Raw genomic sequence first — 14,629 nt, forward strand, 5'->3', positions numbered from 1 at the left:
GAGGGCGGCTGTTGTAAAAGTGGCGTGATGGAATCCGCAGGAGGGTCCCTGGGCCGAGGTGAGGATGTTCCGCCGGCTGCAACACAGGGCCGCGTTACACCACGGTCCACTGCACAAACGAGCGGGGATCTTCAGAGTGTCCGGCCCCACATGAGGAGCAAACGGACAAAGCCTTAAGGACCTGCCGGGCGGAAAGGCCGGCATGGGCAAAATGCCGAACCGGGCCTGCGTCGCGGGCGGTACCATGAACGCCTGATGACTTGGCGTTGTGGGCTGATTACTCAAAGATCAAGAACATGCGTTTCACTTTAGCAGCCGCTGTCAAGCCAACGACGGACTGATGCGGTTTCCCAAGCCGCCATTAGCCAACTAATCTGGCAAATTATGGAGTCTGCACACTATTTCACCGCCCAACCGGCCGGACCATTCACGCGCAAGCCACTAACCGTGGAACTTGCTGGAGCCACGCGCCGGCTGCAGACCTCGTCGGGTATCTTCAGCCCCGACGGCGTGGACAAAGGCACTGCAGTACTTTTCTCCGAAGTTCCACCGCCGTCACCCACGGGTCACCTTCTGGACATTGGCTGCGGCTGGGGTCCGATTGCGCTCACGTTGGGCCTGATGGCGCCACATGCTCACGTGCACGCCGTTGACGTCAACGAGCGTTGCATCACTTTGACCAATGAGAACGCCGCGGCGCTCGGCCTCGGCAACGTCACCGCCAGCCTCCCGCACGAGGTGGATCCCGCCGTCGAATTCGACACCATCTGGTCCAACCCGCCCATCCGCATCGGCAAGGACGAGCTTCACTCGCTGCTGCTGACGTGGCTGCCCCGGCTGGCGCCGGGAGGCAACGCCTGGTTGGTTGTGCAGAAGAACCTGGGCTCGGACTCCCTCCAGCGGTGGCTCGCCGCCGAACTGGACAGTTCTTACACGGTCTCCCGTGAAAGCACGTCCAAAACGTTCAGGATCATCCGGGTCAGGAAAGCGTCCCAGTAGCCACAATCACGGCCGGGCCGCTGAGTTCCACATGCTCACGGCCGCCTGCCCCGGGGAAGAACTTCACACCCACGACGCCGCCCGGCACCTTGACGTGCCAGTCGTTCGGGGCCGTATCCCCCGCCCAGTGACGGATAGCGACCGCGGCGGCACACGCGCCGGTGCCGCAGGACTGTGTCTCCCCCACGCCACGCTCGTGAACGCGCATGGTGATGGTCCCTATACCGTCTTCTACCAACGGCTCAGCGGGGACCACAAACTCGACGTTGGTTCCATTGGCGGGCTTGGGATCAACCACGGGCGCCTTGAACAGTTGTGTGGCTGAAAGCTCGCTAAGTTCCGCAAGGGCAACTACCGTGTGGGGATTGCCCATGCTGACGGAGAGTCCGGGCCTTGGCACTTCCAGGCCCTCGGCGCTGACCAGTGCATCCATGGCCTTGCTGGTGGCTTCATCGGGGAAAATGAACTCCCACGGGCCCATATCCACGGCATAGCCGTTGACCGTGCGTACAACTTTTTTTACGCCGCCGCGGGTGCCGATAGTGAGGGTCTGACCGGGCCCCAGGTCCACCAAACCCTCCGCGATCAGGAAATGAACGAAGACGCGCACGCCATTGCCACACATTTCGGAGAGCGACCCATCACCGTTGCGGTAATCCATGAACCACTCAGCGTCCGGATCCTCTTCCAGGGCGACGCGGCCTTCGGGCAGAAAGCGGGAAGGCACCGCTCGGATGAGGCCATCGCCGCCGATGCCCACATGACGGTCGCACAACTGCGCCACGTGCTCGGCGGTGATCTCATGCGCGTCGCCAGGATCGGCAATCAGGACAAAGTCGTTGCCTGTTCCGTGGCCCTTTGAAAACGTCAAACCGGTGAGGCTGGAAAGTGTCACCGGAGCATCCGCATCTGCGGGCTGCCGGGCGGGAATTGCGGCGGTTTCATCCATGGACCTAGGCTACCCGCCACGCGCGTTCGCCCAGAAATTGCGTGGCCCTAATATCCGGCCGCCAGGACTGCCTCGACTGCCTTCTCCACGAGCTCCTGGTCCTGCCAGTCGAGCCACGTGATGCGTGGATCTCCCCTGAACCACGTCAGCTGGCGCCGCGCAAACTGCCGGGTAGCCACGATGGTTTCTTCGGCGGCAGCATCCGTGCTCAGCTCCCCGTCCAGAACCTTCAGGAATTGGGAATAACCCAAAGCTCGCGAAGCCGTCTTGCCTTTCCGCATGCCGATTGCCTCGAGCCGTTCAACTTCCTGCCGGAGGCCTCCCTCCACCATCCGGTGCACCCTCAGTGCCAGACGATGCCGCAGTTGCTCCCGATCAACCTCCAGCCCGATCTGGAGAGCCGGCTGGAAGTACTCGCGCTGCGGCATGAATGAACTAAAGGGGCGCCCAGTGAGACCGTGCACCTCCAAGGCACGGATTACTCGCCTGGCATCGCCAAGGCGGGCCGCCGACACGGGATCAACTTCCTCAAGCCGGGCACGCAACGGCGCAAGCCCCTGCGTTTCGTACTCCTCTTCCAGATGCCTGCGGAGCTCGGGATCCGTGCCCGGGAATTCCAGGACGTCCAGGGCGGCGCGTACATACAGGCCGGAACCGCCCACCAGGATGGCGCGCTTCCCCCGCGAGTGAATGTCAGTGATGGCAGCGCGGCATTCGATTTGGAAGTCCGCCACGCTGGCTTCCTCTGTGACGTCCATGGTGTCAAGCAAGTGGTGAGGCACACCCCTGCGTTCCTCCATGGTGATCTTGGCGGTTCCGATATCCATGCCACGGTAAAACTGCAAAGCGTCGGCATTGATGACTTCCCCGTTCAAGGCCAGGGCCAAGTTAACGCCCAGGTCCGACTTCCCTGAACCCGTGGGACCAACAACTGCAATGACCGGCTGAGGAAGTTCATGGCTGGAGAGCGACATTCGAACTTCTGGTCCGCCCTACGCGCGCCGAACAGGCAGCGACGGCATGCCCAAGGACACACCTGCCTTGCCTGACGCCGCTCCTGCGGCAGGAACGTCACAGGAATCAGCCTGAGAACGATCCCAGGCGTCGCCTGCACGGGAGCGGCGCACGATGTAATCCTCCGGACTTGCCGGATCAGCCACTAGGTGGAAAGCAGCGGCCTCGGTGATGGTGACTGTGACAAAGTCGCCCGGGCGCGGGGTCTCGGCACCGGCCGGTACAGAGAAGTGCACCAGCCTTTGGTCCTTGGATCGACCGGACAGGCGGTGTGTTTCGCCTGCCTTGCGTCCTGATTGCGCGGTGACCAGGACCTCCACCTGACGACCCAACTGCTTGGCGTTCTCCTCTGCGGCAATACGGTCCTGCAACGCTGTGAGGCGTTCGTAGCGTTCCTGCACCACCGCTTTGGGAAGCTGCTCAGGGAGGTCAGCAGCCGGCGTCCCTGGCCGCTTTGAGTACTGGAACGTAAAGGCGGAGGCAAACCGGGACTTCTCCACAACATCCAGGGTGGCTTGGAAATCTTCCTCGGTTTCACCGGGGAAACCAACAATGATGTCCGTGGTGATGGCTGCGTGGGGAATGCGTTCGCGCACTTTGTCCAGGATTCCGAGGAACTTGCTGGAACGGTAAGAACGGCGCATGTCCTTGAGCACCTTGTCCGAGCCGGATTGCAGCGGCATATGCAACTGGGGCATGGCGTTGGGTGTCTCAGCCATGGCATCAATGACATCGTCGGTGAAAGCTGCGGGGTGCGGGCTGGTGAAACGAACGCGTTCCAGCCCTTCAATCTCACCGCAGGCACGCAGGAGTTTGGAGAAGGCCTGACGGTCACCGAATTCCACACCGTAGGAATTAACGTTCTGGCCGAGCAAAGTGACCTCAACTGCACCGTCATCCACCAGCGCCTGGATTTCTGCCAGAATTTCGCCGGGGCGCCGGTCTTTCTCTTTGCCACGAAGCGAAGGCACAATGCAGAACGTGCACGTGTTGTTGCATCCCACGGAGATGGAAACCCAGCCCGCGTACACGGAGTCACGCTTGGTGGGGAGCGTTGACGGGAACACATCCAAGGATTCGAGGATCTCCAGTTGCGCCTCATTGTTGTGCCGGGCGCGGTTCAACAGGGCCGGAAGCGCCCCCACGTTGTGTGTCCCGAACACGGCGTCAACCCACGGCGCCTTCTTGACGATGGTCTCGCGATCCTTCTGGGCCAGACAGCCGCCAACGGCAATCTGCATGGACGGGTTCGCCTCCTTGACCTGCCGCAGCTGGCCGAGGTTTCCATAGAGTTTGTTGTCTGCATTCTCACGGACAGCACATGTGTTGAAGACCACGACGTCCGCTACGTCGCCCTCAGCAGGCACATACCCGGCTTCTTCGAGAAGTCCCGCCATGCGCTCTGAATCATGGACGTTCATTTGGCAGCCGAAAGTCCGAACCTGATAAGTCCGGGGCTCTATAGCCGGCCGGGGTTCTGCAGCAGTCCGGGGTTCTGCAGCAGTCCGGGGATCAACAGAGGGAGGGGTGGCAGCTGATGGGGAGGGAATGGTCAAACTCACTACTCAAGGGTACCGGCTTCCGCCAGAACCTCACCGACGATCCTGAATGCCATGGAGGGGGCGTAGCCTTTGCGGGCCAGCATCGACGCGAGCCGGCGCGTGTACTTGTCCCGCTCCGCCCGATCGGTCAGATCCATGCTGGGCCGTAGCTTGCGCTGGACCAGCTCCCGAGCAGCCGATTCCTCATCTTGATCGCTGAGCTGGGATAAGGCTTCTTCGGCCGCATCAAGCTCTATGCCTTTGTCTGCCAGTTCGCGACGGATGGCGCCCTTTGCAAGCTTTTTGCTTTGCGAGCGGCTACGGACCCACATCCTGGCGAACTCAGCATCATCGATCAGCTGAACTTCTTCGAAGCGGTCCAAGACTGCCTCAGCCACGTCATCGGGAACATTCCGCTCCGCAAGCTTCCGGGACAACTGCAGCCGGCTCCGCGGCGCCATCGTCAGCTGTCGCAGGACGATGGCACGCGCCACGGATTCGGGGTCAGGCTCAGGATCGGCCGCTACGGACGAATCCGGATCCGGCCCTCTCCTAGCCGTCAACGGCCTTCAGCTTCGGGGATTCCTCTTCAGCCTTGGCCATACCAACGCCGAGCTTTTCCTTGATCAGGCGCTCCAGTTCCTGAGCGAGTTCCGGATTGTCGCGCAGGAAGCGACGCGAGTTCTCCATGCCCTGACCCAGCTGATCGCCGTCATAAGTGAACCAGGAGCCGGACTTCTTGATGATGCCGTGCTCCACACCCATGTCAATGATGCCGCCTTCGCGGGAGATGCCCTGACCGTAGATGATGTCGAACTCGGCGATCTTGAAGGGCGGAGCCATCTTGTTCTTGACGATCTTTGCCTTGGTGCGGTTACCGACGGAGTCCGCACCCTCCTTCAGGGTTTGGATGCGGCGAACGTCGATTCGAACTGACGCGTAGAACTTCAGAGCCTTACCACCCGTTGTGGTCTCCGGGGAACCAAAGAACACGCCGATCTTTTCACGCAACTGGTTAATGAAGATGGCGGTGGTCTTGGTCTGGCTCAAGCGACCGGTGATCTTACGAAGCGCCTGGCTCATGAGCCTGGCCTGGAGGCCAACGTGGGAGTCGCCCATTTCGCCTTCGATTTCAGCACGAGGTACCAAGGCGGCCACGGAGTCGATGACCACGATGTCCAGCGAGCCGGACCCCACCAGCATGTCCATGATTTCGAGGGCTTGCTCGCCGGTATCCGGCTGTGAGACCAGGAGTGCATCCGTGTCCACGCCCAACTTGGCAGCGTAGTCCGGATCAAGGGCGTGCTCGGCGTCGATGAAGGCAGCGATGCCGCCTGCGCGCTGTGCATTGGCTACGGCGTGAAGTGCCACGGTGGTCTTACCCGAGGATTCCGGGCCGTAGATTTCCACGACGCGGCCTCGGGGCAGGCCACCAATGCCAAGGGCGACATCCAACGCAATGGAGCCGGTGGGGATGACCTCAATCGGTGCCCGGGTGTCATCACCCAGACGCATGATAGAGCCTTTACCGAACTGCTTGTCGATCTGGGCAAGCGCTGCTTCGAGCGCCTTCTCACGATCCGGGGCTGCCGCCATGGTTCACACCTCTGATGCTTTCTCGCTGTGGAGTGGCCTGAAAGGCCGCTTTCCTGTCATGTCAGACGCTATTACGGTGCCCTGACATTCTTACCAGCCGGCAATGGCTATGTGGATAAACCGGGTCTGCCGGATGTTCTGGAACGCGTCCTTCGGGATCTATTTTCCTCTCACAGGAGCATATCCCCATCCGAACAGATATTCGAACAAAGCCTCGGCGTGTCCCAACCCAGGCGGTTGCCGGCACGTGCCGGAGCTTAGGTGGAAGCCGGTTTGATGTCCTTGCCAAGCCGTCGTTCGGGAGGAACGTCCTGAACTTCGCAGACCGCCAACCACACCTCGCGAGGGTGATATCCGGAGGCCAAGGCCTCGACGGCGGTCCGCCCACCCACACCGGCGAGCACCAGGGAACCGGCCAAGACCCGGGAGTAGCCTGCCCCGAATTCGTCGTCCATCAATCGCCAAAAGTCACTAGCCCTCACGGATAGAGTCTCTCATGTCGCTGGACTCTAGAATGGTTGCCATGAGCAATCCTCTCCAGAGCACGCCCGGCCCGGCCGTGCCAGGCGATTCCGTGGACGACGCCCTCCAGCAGGTGGAACACCAGCTGAGCCTGCTCTGGCGCCGCGCCCGTTCGATCTCCCACCAGTTGTCACGCCAGGTCCATCCGGACATGGAGCCTGCCGCCTACGGCCTCCTGACCATCATCCGCAGGGAGGGTCCCATCCGGCTCACGGACCTTGCTACCTGCATTGGGGTTGGCAAGCCTTCCGTGAGCCGTCAGATCGCGTTCCTTGAGAGCATCGGGCTCGTCTATAAGGAGGCCGATCCCCAGGACGGTAGGGCCCAATCCATCCGGCTGACGGACAAGGGCGAGGAGAAGATGCACCAGGTTCAGGATGCACGGCGGCAGGTATTCCGTGAACGACTCGGCGAATGGCCGTTGGAGGATGTCCAGATATTGGCTGACTACATGGGCCGCCTCAACGCCATTTATGGCGATGGCGCCCTCAATGTAAAGGAACCAGGACTCGACGTCGAGGACAAAACCGGGGCCGCGTAGCAGTTCGCTCGTTCAAGCACATCCCGCGCTCTCAACGAAAAAGGTCCCCAGCCTGAGGCTGGGGACCTTTTCCATGTTTCTGACGGAACGTTTACCGGGCTCCGGAGAGCATTCCCTGCGGGAAGTCGTCCGTGAGGTCCAGATCGCGTCCGTAACGCTGTGAGAATTCCTGCGGAACAGTGTCCGGAACTGCGACACCTTCTGCGACGGCCACGCGATCGCTGACTTCGCGAAGCATGTGGGACAACGGAACATCCAGGGCTGTGCAGATAGAAGACAGGAGCTCGGAAGAAGCCTCCTTTTGGCCGCGTTCAACTTCACTCAAGTAACCGAGTGAAACGCGGGCGCTGTGCGAAACCTCGCGGAGGGTGCGGCCCTGACGCTGGCGGACATCGCGCAGTACATCACCGATCTCGTGGCGTAGTACAACCATTTTGCGCTCCTTCTGTTCGCTCTGTGTCTGATCAGCCAAGCCCACATCCTTCCAGCGGACAACGCCGTTCACGGATACGGGCTGCTTTACCATCTGTATCGCCTTGCTCCCTCAGTCATCCGGTTCGCTGGCTGGCGGACCGGGTTGGTTTTTACATCCTAGGCGCCCCGGCTCTTCCGAAGCGACACAATGACACAACTATTGGCAATCAGTTTTTGTTCCCGACTACTTTACGAACGGTAACCAACGTCACTCAGCGCAGCAAGCAGACGCGCCAACGCGGCCTCACAGGCCTGTTCCCTGATGGAATGCCTGTCCCCCGAAAAACTATATTCAAACGACTCGGTACCGGATTCTCCGGCAATGCCGATGAACACGGTGCCTACTGCTTTACCATCGTGCGGATCAGGTCCCGCCACACCCGTGGTGGAAATTCCGAGGTCGGCCCCGCAGACCCGCCGGACGCCATCGGCCATTGCTTCGGCCACTTGCCCGTCAACGGAGCCCACCGCTGCAAGCAGTTCCTGCGAAACACCCAGGACACCGGCCTTCACCGAGTTTTGGTAGGCAACCACCCCGCCTTGCAGCATCCCGGACGCGCCCGGAGTATTGGCCAGCGTGGCGGCAACCATTCCGGCTGTCAGAGACTCAGCCGTAGCTACGGTGAGTTTGTTCCCGATTGCTATGGCAACGGCAGCCGTGGAGGTCTGGGCGGCTGCGGATACGCCTTCAGGGGGCCTCATGCGCGCCGTCCGGCCGCCCGCAGCTTCAGTGCTTGGACCACATATTCCGCTCCGGTCCACAGCGTGATGGCGAGAGCCACCATCATGACCCAGAAGGCGACGTCACCCAGCCACGGTGCGATCGCCTTCAGCGGAAGGATGTAGAGGAAGATGGCCACGGTTTGAACGACTGTTTTCAGCTTGCCGCCCCGGGAAGCCGGCATCACGCCGTATCGGATAACAACGAAGCGAAGGGCTGTAATTCCCCACTCCCGCACAAGGATGAGGATGGTCACCCACCACGGCAAGTCCCCCAGGATGGACAGGAGTACCAGCGCCGAACCGATCAGCAGCTTGTCGGCTATGGGGTCGGCGATCTTGCCGAAATTAGTGATCAGGCCACGCGCCCGGGCGATGTCGCCGTCGAGCTTGTCCGTATAGATGGCAACAGCGAAGGTCACAACGGCCGCCCACCGCCAGATTCCGTACTCGCCGTCGTCGGCCAGAAGAAACCATACGAAGAACGGAACCAGGGCGATGCGGAGCATGGTGAGGATGTTGGGCAGGTTCCAGACATCGGAGCTGCTGGAAGTCGCGTTATCACCCTCGGCTTTAGTCACCCCACAAGGCTACCCTCTTGAGGGCTATCTTCCAGTGAGCGACCAGGCGTCCTCGCCGCCCTCCTCGTCATCGTTCGGGACATCCGCGCCGTCGTAATATTCGATGGCCTGCGTCCGGTTGTCCAGGTCCGCTTGAACAAGGTCTTCGGCATAACCGCCGACGGCGATGTTCGAGTTCGCGTTATCGCTCAGTGCCGCTGTGTGGGCGTCCGGCGCAGCGGGTGACTCCTGACCCTTCATCGCGGCAAGAACGGCAGCGAGGTCGTCAGGCTTTACCAGGACGTCGCGCGCCTTGGAGCCCTCGGAAGGGCCCACCACCCCGCGGGATTCCAGGAGGTCCATGAGGCGGCCGGCCTTGGCAAAGCCCACACGAAGCTTCCGCTGGAGCATGGACGTTGAACCGAACTGCGTGGTCACCACAAGTTCCGTTGCCTGAAGCAGGACCTCGAGATCATCTCCGATGTCGTCGTCGATCTGCTTCTTCGGTGCCTCGGCGGCGACGTCGTCGCGGTAGACAGCCTGCAGCTGCCCCTTGACGTGTTCCACCACTTTATGAATCTCTGATTCCGTCACCCAGGCACCCTGGACACGCATTGCCTTGGATGCACCCATCGGCAGGAACAGCGCGTCACCTTGGCCAATGAGCTTCTCGGCGCCCGGCTGGTCCAGGACCACGCGGGAGTCCGTGACGGACGACGTCGCGAAGGCCATTCGGGACGGCACATTGGCTTTGATCAAGCCGGTCACGACATCGACGGAGGGTCGCTGGGTTGCGAGCACCAAGTGGATGCCGGCCGCACGGGCCAGTTGGGTGATGCGGACAATTGAGTCTTCGACGTCGCGTGGGGCCACCATCATGAGGTCGGCGAGCTCGTCCACGATCACCAGCAGATAGGGGTAAGGCTTGATGATGCGCTTGGAGTCCACAGGAGGCACTACTTTGCCTGCCCTGACCGCCTTGTTGAAGTCGTCAATGTGCTTATAACCGTAGTTGGCGAGGTCGTCGTAGCGGGCGTCCATCTCGCGAACAACCCACTGCAGTGCCTCGGCAGCTTTTTTGGGATTGGTGATGATGGGCGTGATCAGGTGCGGGACGCCTTCGTAGGCCGTGAGTTCCACGCGCTTGGGATCCACCATGACCATGCGGACCTCATCCGGCGTTGCACGCATCAGGATGGAAGTGATCATGGAGTTGACGAAACTGGATTTACCGGCGCCCGTGGCACCGGCCACCAACAGGTGGGGCATCTTGGCGAGGTTGGCCACGACGTAGCCGCCCTCGACGTCCTTGCCCACACCCATCACCATGGGGTGGTCCGTGCGGCGGGCGTTCTGGCTGCGCAGGACGTCGCCCAGGGACACCGTTTCGCGGTCCGTGTTGGGGATCTCGATGCCGATGGCTGACTTGCCGGGGATAGGGCTCAAAATTCGTACGTCGCTGGACGCCACGGCATAGGAAATGTTCTTTGACAAAGCGGTGACGCGCTCCACCTTGGTACCAGGTGACAGCTCGATCTCATAGCGGGTCACCGTGGGACCACGGCTGAAGCCGGTCACCGCAGCCTCCACGTTGAACTGCGTGAGGGTATCCGTCAGGGCGGCGACGACGGCGTCGTTGGCTTCCGTGCGTTCCTTCGGGATGGAGCCCGGTGTCAGGTAGTCCGAGGCCGGCAAGGTGTAGGTGACGTCGCCGGCCAAGGACAGTTGCTCGGTGCGTTGTGGGATGGGCGCCTGAGGGAGGGGCGCACCTGCGGGCTTTGCGGGAACCTGCGCAACCGGAGCCACAGGCGCGGTCATCTCCGGCGTAAGTATCGGGATGGCCTCGGTGGGGTTGTCGATACCTGGCGTGGCACCGCCCAGGCCTTGGGCTGCCTTGATCTTCCCGACGGCGATCTCCGCCTGTGTTGGACGACGCACGCCCGGCGGAACCCGCGGCGCAGACGTCTCCGGATCTTCGTCGTCGTCCACTATGGCGTGCTCGAACGCCTCGTCCCCGACGTAGCCTTCCAAGCTGGTGTCAGTTTCCTCGTCCTTGCCGAAGAAGCGCATGCGCTTCTTCTTTTTGGGCTTGGTGACGGTCTCATTTTCATAGAGGTAGCTGCGGTCATGGGCGTCCTTACCGGAGCCGTCCATGAGGTCGACGCCCATGAGGTGCTCGTAGGCGCCCCGGATGCGGGATGGGATGGCACCAAACGGCGTGGCTGTGACGATCAACAGGGAGACAAACGCCAGCAATCCGAAGAGAACAATCGGGACAGCCACATGGATTGCAGCCAAAGGAGCCGCTGCGAGGAAACCCAGCATTCCGCCGGCTTTGCGCAAGCCGTCGAAACCGTCTGCAACAGTGGGCAAGCCGCCAATGACATGGGCCAAACCGGAGCCTGCCAGCGTCATGATCATGAAGCCGATGCCCACACGGTTATTGCCGCGTCCGTCCTGGGGCTTGCGGAAGAGGCGGAAAGCACAGACGAACAACATCAAGGGCAGAAGGAGGGACATCCATCCAAAGGTGCCGTTGACGACGCTGTAGACCATGTCCGGAAGCCAGCCGGTCAGACCCCACCACGCAAAGGTGGCGATGGTGATGCCCAACACCAAATTGAAAAGTGCCGCGCCGTCCCTGCGGTCTGCGGGGTCGAGATCGCTGACGTCATAGCCGATTCGCCGAACCCCGGCGCCGACAACGTGGCCGATCCCCTGCCAGAAACCTGACAGCATGCGCAGGGGCAGCGGCGCTTGGGGCTCGACGGCGGCCGCTTGCTTGGTGCGGGCAGTGCTGCCACGCCCGCTTTTGGCGCCGGCTGCGCTGGTTTTGGATGCGGCAGTGCTCCGGCCTGTGCCGCCGGGTTTGCTGCTGGAGCTGCCTCGTGGCGTGGAGGTAGTACGGGTCGCCATAAGTGCCACGCTACCCCAAGGGGGCCTGAAATCCGCGGATTTCAGGCCCCCTTGGCATTCATGTTGCTGGCTGGCTACGCTTCCAGGATTACCGGGATAATCATGGGGCGGCGGCGAAGCTTCCGGTTGACCCACGTACCGATGATCCTGCGGACCACCTGCTGCAACTGATGGTTGGTGTGATCTGCGTGGTTAAGCACAGCTTCTTCGAGCGCGGCGTTGATCTTGGGAATGATCTCGTCGAACACTGAGTCATCCTCGGCAACCCCACGGGCGTGAATCTCAGGGCCGGACACGATCTTGCCAGTAGTGCGGCTGATGACCGTGATGATGGAAATGAAGCCCTCGTCCCCCAGGACTCGTCGGTCCTTGAGATCGGCGTCGGTGATTTCGCCCACGCTGGAGCCGTCCACGTAGACGAACCCGACCTCTACTTGGCCGACGATGTTCGCCATGTGGTCCTTGAGGTCAATCACCGTGCCGTTGTCGCTCAGGATGATGCTGTCCGAAGGAACTCCGGACTCGGCAGCAATATTGCCGTTGGCAATCAAATGGCGTGTTTCACCGTGGACGGGCATCGCATTGAGGGGCTCAAGGATGTTGTAGCAGTAGAGCAGTTCCCCAGCGGCAGCGTGCCCGGATACGTGAACCTTGGCTGTGCCCTTGTGGATCACATCGGCGCCGAGTTTCAGGAGGCCGTTGATGATACGGAATACGGCGTTCTCATTGCCCGGGATGAGGCTGGAGGCAAGGATGACGGTATCGCCCTTGCCAACAATCACACGGTGGTCACCGTTGGCCATGCGGGAAAGCGCTGCCATCGGCTCACCCTGCGAGCCTGTGGACATGAGGACCACGCGGTCATCCGGCATGGTGTCGATGTTCTTGATGTCCACCAGGATGCCTTGCGGGACGTCGAGGTACCCGAGTTTGGCGGCGATAGCCATGTTGCGGACCATTGAACGGCCAACGAAGGCCACCTTGCGGCCATGTTTGGCGGCCGCATCCAGAACTTGCTGGACACGGTGAACGTGGGACGAGAACGAAGCCACGATGATGCGCTTCTTGGCCTGGCCGAACAGCCGGTCCAGCGTGGGGCCGATTTCCTTCTCGGCAGTGGTGAAGCCCGGCACGTCCGCGTTGGTGGAGTCTGCCATAAAGAGGTCCACACCCTCTTCACCAAGGCGCGCGAAGTGCCGAAGATCGGTGATACGGCCATCCAGCGGCAATTGATCCATCTTGAAATCGCCCGTGTGAAGCACAGTGCCGCCCTCGGTGCGGATGAAGACTGCCAAAGCGTCCGGAATGGAGTGGTTGACTGCAACGAACTCGCACTCGAACGGGCCGAACTGTTCCACCTGCCCTTCAGTGACGGTCAGCGTGTACGGCTTGATCCGGTGTTCCTGAAGCTTGGCTTCCACCAACGCAAGAGTCAGCTGGGATCCGATCAGCGGGATATCGGCTTTGAGGCGCAGGAGGTAGGGAACGGCGCCAATATGGTCCTCGTGGCCGTGAGTCAGCACAACGCCCACCACGTCCTGCAGCCGGTCTTCGATGTACGAGAAGTCAGGCAGGATCAAGTCGACGCCCGGCTGGGTCTCCTCGGGGAAGAGCACACCGCAATCAACGATCAGCAGTTTGCCATCGATTTCGAAGACCGCCATGTTGCGGCCAATCTCTCCCAGTCCACCGAGCGGGACAATCCGTAGCGTGCCTTTGGGCAGTTTGGGCGGAGTAACCAGTCCGGGAAGGGCGGTTTGGGTCATGTTTTGCTACTTTCCGGCGGAACCGTCCTGGACGTCGAAGTCCATTCCGGCTTCCGCCAAATCCCCGCGGATGATGTCGATCTCGGCCACGTCCGGCTCCACGAGGGGCAAACGGACAACCGAGTTGGGCAGGACTCCCTGCCACTTGAGAATCTGTTTGGCGGCTACTGCGCCTTGGACCCGCGTCATGGTTGCACGTATGACGGGTTCCAGTTCAAAATTAATGGCCCTGGCCTTGGCGAGGTCGTTGGCGTTGACGGCGTCGATCAGCTCACGGAAGCGGCGCGTGGCTACATGCGTGGTAACGCCCACCAGGCCGACGGCTCCGAGGGCCATCCACTGCAGCGTCAATCCGTCATCGCCGGAGTAGAAGAGCAGGTCCGTCTCAGCCATGACGCGTGTCGCGGCGGCGAAGTCGGCCTTGGCGTCCTTGACGGCCACAATGTTCTGGTGCTTCGCCAGCGCGATCATGGTCTCCGGAGCGATCGCAATGGAGGAACGGCCCGGAATGTCGTAGAGCATAACAGGCAGGTCAGTGGCAGAGGCAATCGTCTCAAAGTGTGCGCGAACGCCCGCCTGGCTGGGCTTGTTGTAGTACGGGGTGACGATCAGGAGACCATCAACGCCCAGTTCAGCCGCACGCTGCGAGAGGTGCACCGAGTGGGCGGTGTCGTTAGTGCCGGTGCCGGCAATGATGGCAGCCTTGCCGCCAACGGCCTCTTTGACCGCCCGGAACATGCCGAGATTCTCGTCGTCTGTCAGGGTTGAGGTTTCTCCAGTGGTGCCGGTGACCACGAGTCCATCGCAACCATCCTGAACAAGCTTTTCCGCCAGTGCCGCGGCTTGGTCATAATCCACCTTGCCGTCCTCAGTGAACGGGGTGACCATGGCGGTCAGCAGGGTACCAAGGGCGGGAACGTTAGCGCGCAAGTCAGACATATAAAAAACGTTACCCTGTGACGGGCTTGTTGGAAGAATGGATCCCGCCTAATGGTCCCCATTAACCGCGATGGTCCTCAATAACCGCGGCT

14 protein-coding genes are annotated in these 14,629 nt (G+C 61.4%); 2 read left to right on the forward strand and 12 right to left on the reverse strand.

Annotated features, from left to right (window positions below):
• Positions 1 to 384: 384 nt before the first annotated feature.
• Positions 385 to 999: a class I SAM-dependent methyltransferase gene (locus EU811_RS17690; RefSeq protein WP_142939626.1), complete on the forward strand. Its 615-nt coding sequence runs from the start codon at positions 385 to 387 to the stop codon at positions 997 to 999.
• On the opposite strand, the gene dapF is transcribed toward EU811_RS17690, so the two are convergent.
• The 6 genes from dapF to EU811_RS17720 all read right to left on the reverse strand — a co-directional run bounded on the left by dapF (position 980) and on the right by EU811_RS17720 (position 6,581).
• The gene (gene dapF, locus EU811_RS17695) at positions 980 to 1,948 is read right to left on the reverse strand and encodes a diaminopimelate epimerase (protein ID WP_142939627.1); all 969 of its coding nucleotides are present in this window, start codon (positions 1,946 to 1,948) and stop codon (positions 980 to 982) included. The genes EU811_RS17690 and dapF overlap by 20 nt on opposite strands.
• Before the next feature lie 47 nt (positions 1,949 to 1,995).
• A complete protein-coding gene (gene miaA / locus EU811_RS17700; RefSeq protein WP_142939628.1) occupies positions 1,996 to 2,922 on the reverse strand; it encodes a tRNA (adenosine(37)-N6)-dimethylallyltransferase MiaA in 927 nt (308 codons plus the stop codon).
• 18 nt (positions 2,923 to 2,940) lie between these two features.
• The gene (miaB, locus tag EU811_RS17705; protein WP_142939629.1) at positions 2,941 to 4,524 is read right to left on the reverse strand and encodes a tRNA (N6-isopentenyl adenosine(37)-C2)-methylthiotransferase MiaB; all 1,584 of its coding nucleotides are present in this window, start codon (positions 4,522 to 4,524) and stop codon (positions 2,941 to 2,943) included.
• Complete coding sequence (locus EU811_RS17710; protein ID WP_142939630.1) at positions 4,524 to 5,066, reverse strand: regulatory protein RecX; 543 nt, start codon at positions 5,064 to 5,066, stop codon at positions 4,524 to 4,526. Before EU811_RS17710 ends, miaB begins: the two co-directional genes overlap by 1 nt.
• Positions 5,056 to 6,099 (reverse strand): recombinase RecA, encoded by a 1,044-nt coding sequence (recA, locus tag EU811_RS17715; RefSeq protein ID WP_142939631.1) that lies wholly within the window; start codon positions 6,097 to 6,099, stop codon positions 5,056 to 5,058. Before recA ends, EU811_RS17710 begins: the two co-directional genes overlap by 11 nt.
• 257 nt (positions 6,100 to 6,356) lie before the next feature.
• Positions 6,357 to 6,581 carry a DUF3046 domain-containing protein gene (locus EU811_RS17720; protein ID WP_142939632.1) on the reverse strand — a complete coding sequence of 75 codons (225 nt, stop codon included), beginning with the start codon at positions 6,579 to 6,581 and terminating at the stop codon, positions 6,357 to 6,359.
• Positions 6,582 to 6,622: 41 nt separating this feature from the next.
• Here EU811_RS17720 and EU811_RS17725 point away from each other — a divergent pair, with 41 nt between their 5' ends.
• Positions 6,623 to 7,162, forward strand: a complete 540-nt coding sequence (locus EU811_RS17725) for a MarR family winged helix-turn-helix transcriptional regulator (RefSeq protein WP_374206969.1) — start codon at positions 6,623 to 6,625, stop codon at positions 7,160 to 7,162.
• 91 nt (positions 7,163 to 7,253) lie between these two features.
• On the opposite strand, the gene EU811_RS17730 is transcribed toward EU811_RS17725, so the two are convergent.
• The 6 genes from EU811_RS17730 to dapA form a co-directional block, all read right to left on the reverse strand.
• Complete coding sequence (locus tag EU811_RS17730) at positions 7,254 to 7,688, reverse strand: helix-turn-helix domain-containing protein (RefSeq protein ID WP_024820363.1); 435 nt, start codon at positions 7,686 to 7,688, stop codon at positions 7,254 to 7,256.
• A gap of 137 nt (positions 7,689 to 7,825) precedes the next feature.
• Entirely contained in the window at positions 7,826 to 8,338 is a 513-nt protein-coding gene (locus tag EU811_RS17735) for a CinA family protein (RefSeq protein WP_142939633.1), read from the reverse strand.
• Positions 8,335 to 8,937, reverse strand: coding sequence for a CDP-diacylglycerol--glycerol-3-phosphate 3-phosphatidyltransferase (gene pgsA, locus EU811_RS17740; protein ID WP_142939634.1), 603 nt, complete (start codon positions 8,935 to 8,937; stop codon positions 8,335 to 8,337). The genes EU811_RS17735 and pgsA overlap by 4 nt, the downstream gene beginning before the upstream one ends.
• Before the next feature lie 24 nt (positions 8,938 to 8,961).
• Positions 8,962 to 11,832, reverse strand: a complete 2,871-nt coding sequence (locus EU811_RS17745; RefSeq protein ID WP_142939635.1) for a DNA translocase FtsK — start codon at positions 11,830 to 11,832, stop codon at positions 8,962 to 8,964.
• A 74-nt stretch (positions 11,833 to 11,906) separates the two neighbouring features.
• Entirely contained in the window at positions 11,907 to 13,598 is a 1,692-nt protein-coding gene (locus tag EU811_RS17750) for a ribonuclease J (protein ID WP_142939636.1), read from the reverse strand.
• A gap of 6 nt (positions 13,599 to 13,604) precedes the next feature.
• Entirely contained in the window at positions 13,605 to 14,537 is a 933-nt protein-coding gene (dapA, locus tag EU811_RS17755; protein ID WP_142939637.1) for a 4-hydroxy-tetrahydrodipicolinate synthase, read from the reverse strand.
• Positions 14,538 to 14,629 lie beyond the last annotated feature (92 nt).

The organism is Arthrobacter sp. TS-15 (assembly GCF_006964045.1).
Taxonomy (GTDB): Bacteria; Actinomycetota; Actinomycetes; order Actinomycetales; family Micrococcaceae; genus Arthrobacter.

What these genes read in the sequence shown, in the direction of transcription:
- EU811_RS17735 (WP_142939633.1), bottom strand. Translation starts at nt 8,338, where the DNA reads ATGAGGCCCCCTGAAGGCGTATCCGCAGCCGCCCAGACCTCCACGGCT.
- miaA (WP_142939628.1), bottom strand. Translation starts at nt 2,922, where the DNA reads ATGTCGCTCTCCAGCCATGAACTTCCTCAGCCGGTCATTGCAGTTGTT.
- EU811_RS17725 (WP_374206969.1), top strand. Translation starts at nt 6,623, where the DNA reads ATGAGCAATCCTCTCCAGAGCACGCCCGGCCCGGCCGTGCCAGGCGAT.
- EU811_RS17690 (WP_142939626.1), top strand. Translation starts at nt 385, where the DNA reads ATGGAGTCTGCACACTATTTCACCGCCCAACCGGCCGGACCATTCACG.
- EU811_RS17750 (WP_142939636.1), bottom strand. Translation starts at nt 13,598, where the DNA reads ATGACCCAAACCGCCCTTCCCGGACTGGTTACTCCGCCCAAACTGCCC.
- EU811_RS17745 (WP_142939635.1), bottom strand. Translation starts at nt 11,832, where the DNA reads ATGGCGACCCGTACTACCTCCACGCCACGAGGCAGCTCCAGCAGCAAA.
- dapA (WP_142939637.1), bottom strand. Translation starts at nt 14,537, where the DNA reads ATGTCTGACTTGCGCGCTAACGTTCCCGCCCTTGGTACCCTGCTGACC.
- recA (WP_142939631.1), bottom strand. Translation starts at nt 6,099, where the DNA reads ATGGCGGCAGCCCCGGATCGTGAGAAGGCGCTCGAAGCAGCGCTTGCC.
- dapF (WP_142939627.1), bottom strand. Translation starts at nt 1,948, where the DNA reads ATGGATGAAACCGCCGCAATTCCCGCCCGGCAGCCCGCAGATGCGGAT.
- EU811_RS17730 (WP_024820363.1), bottom strand. Translation starts at nt 7,688, where the DNA reads ATGGTAAAGCAGCCCGTATCCGTGAACGGCGTTGTCCGCTGGAAGGAT.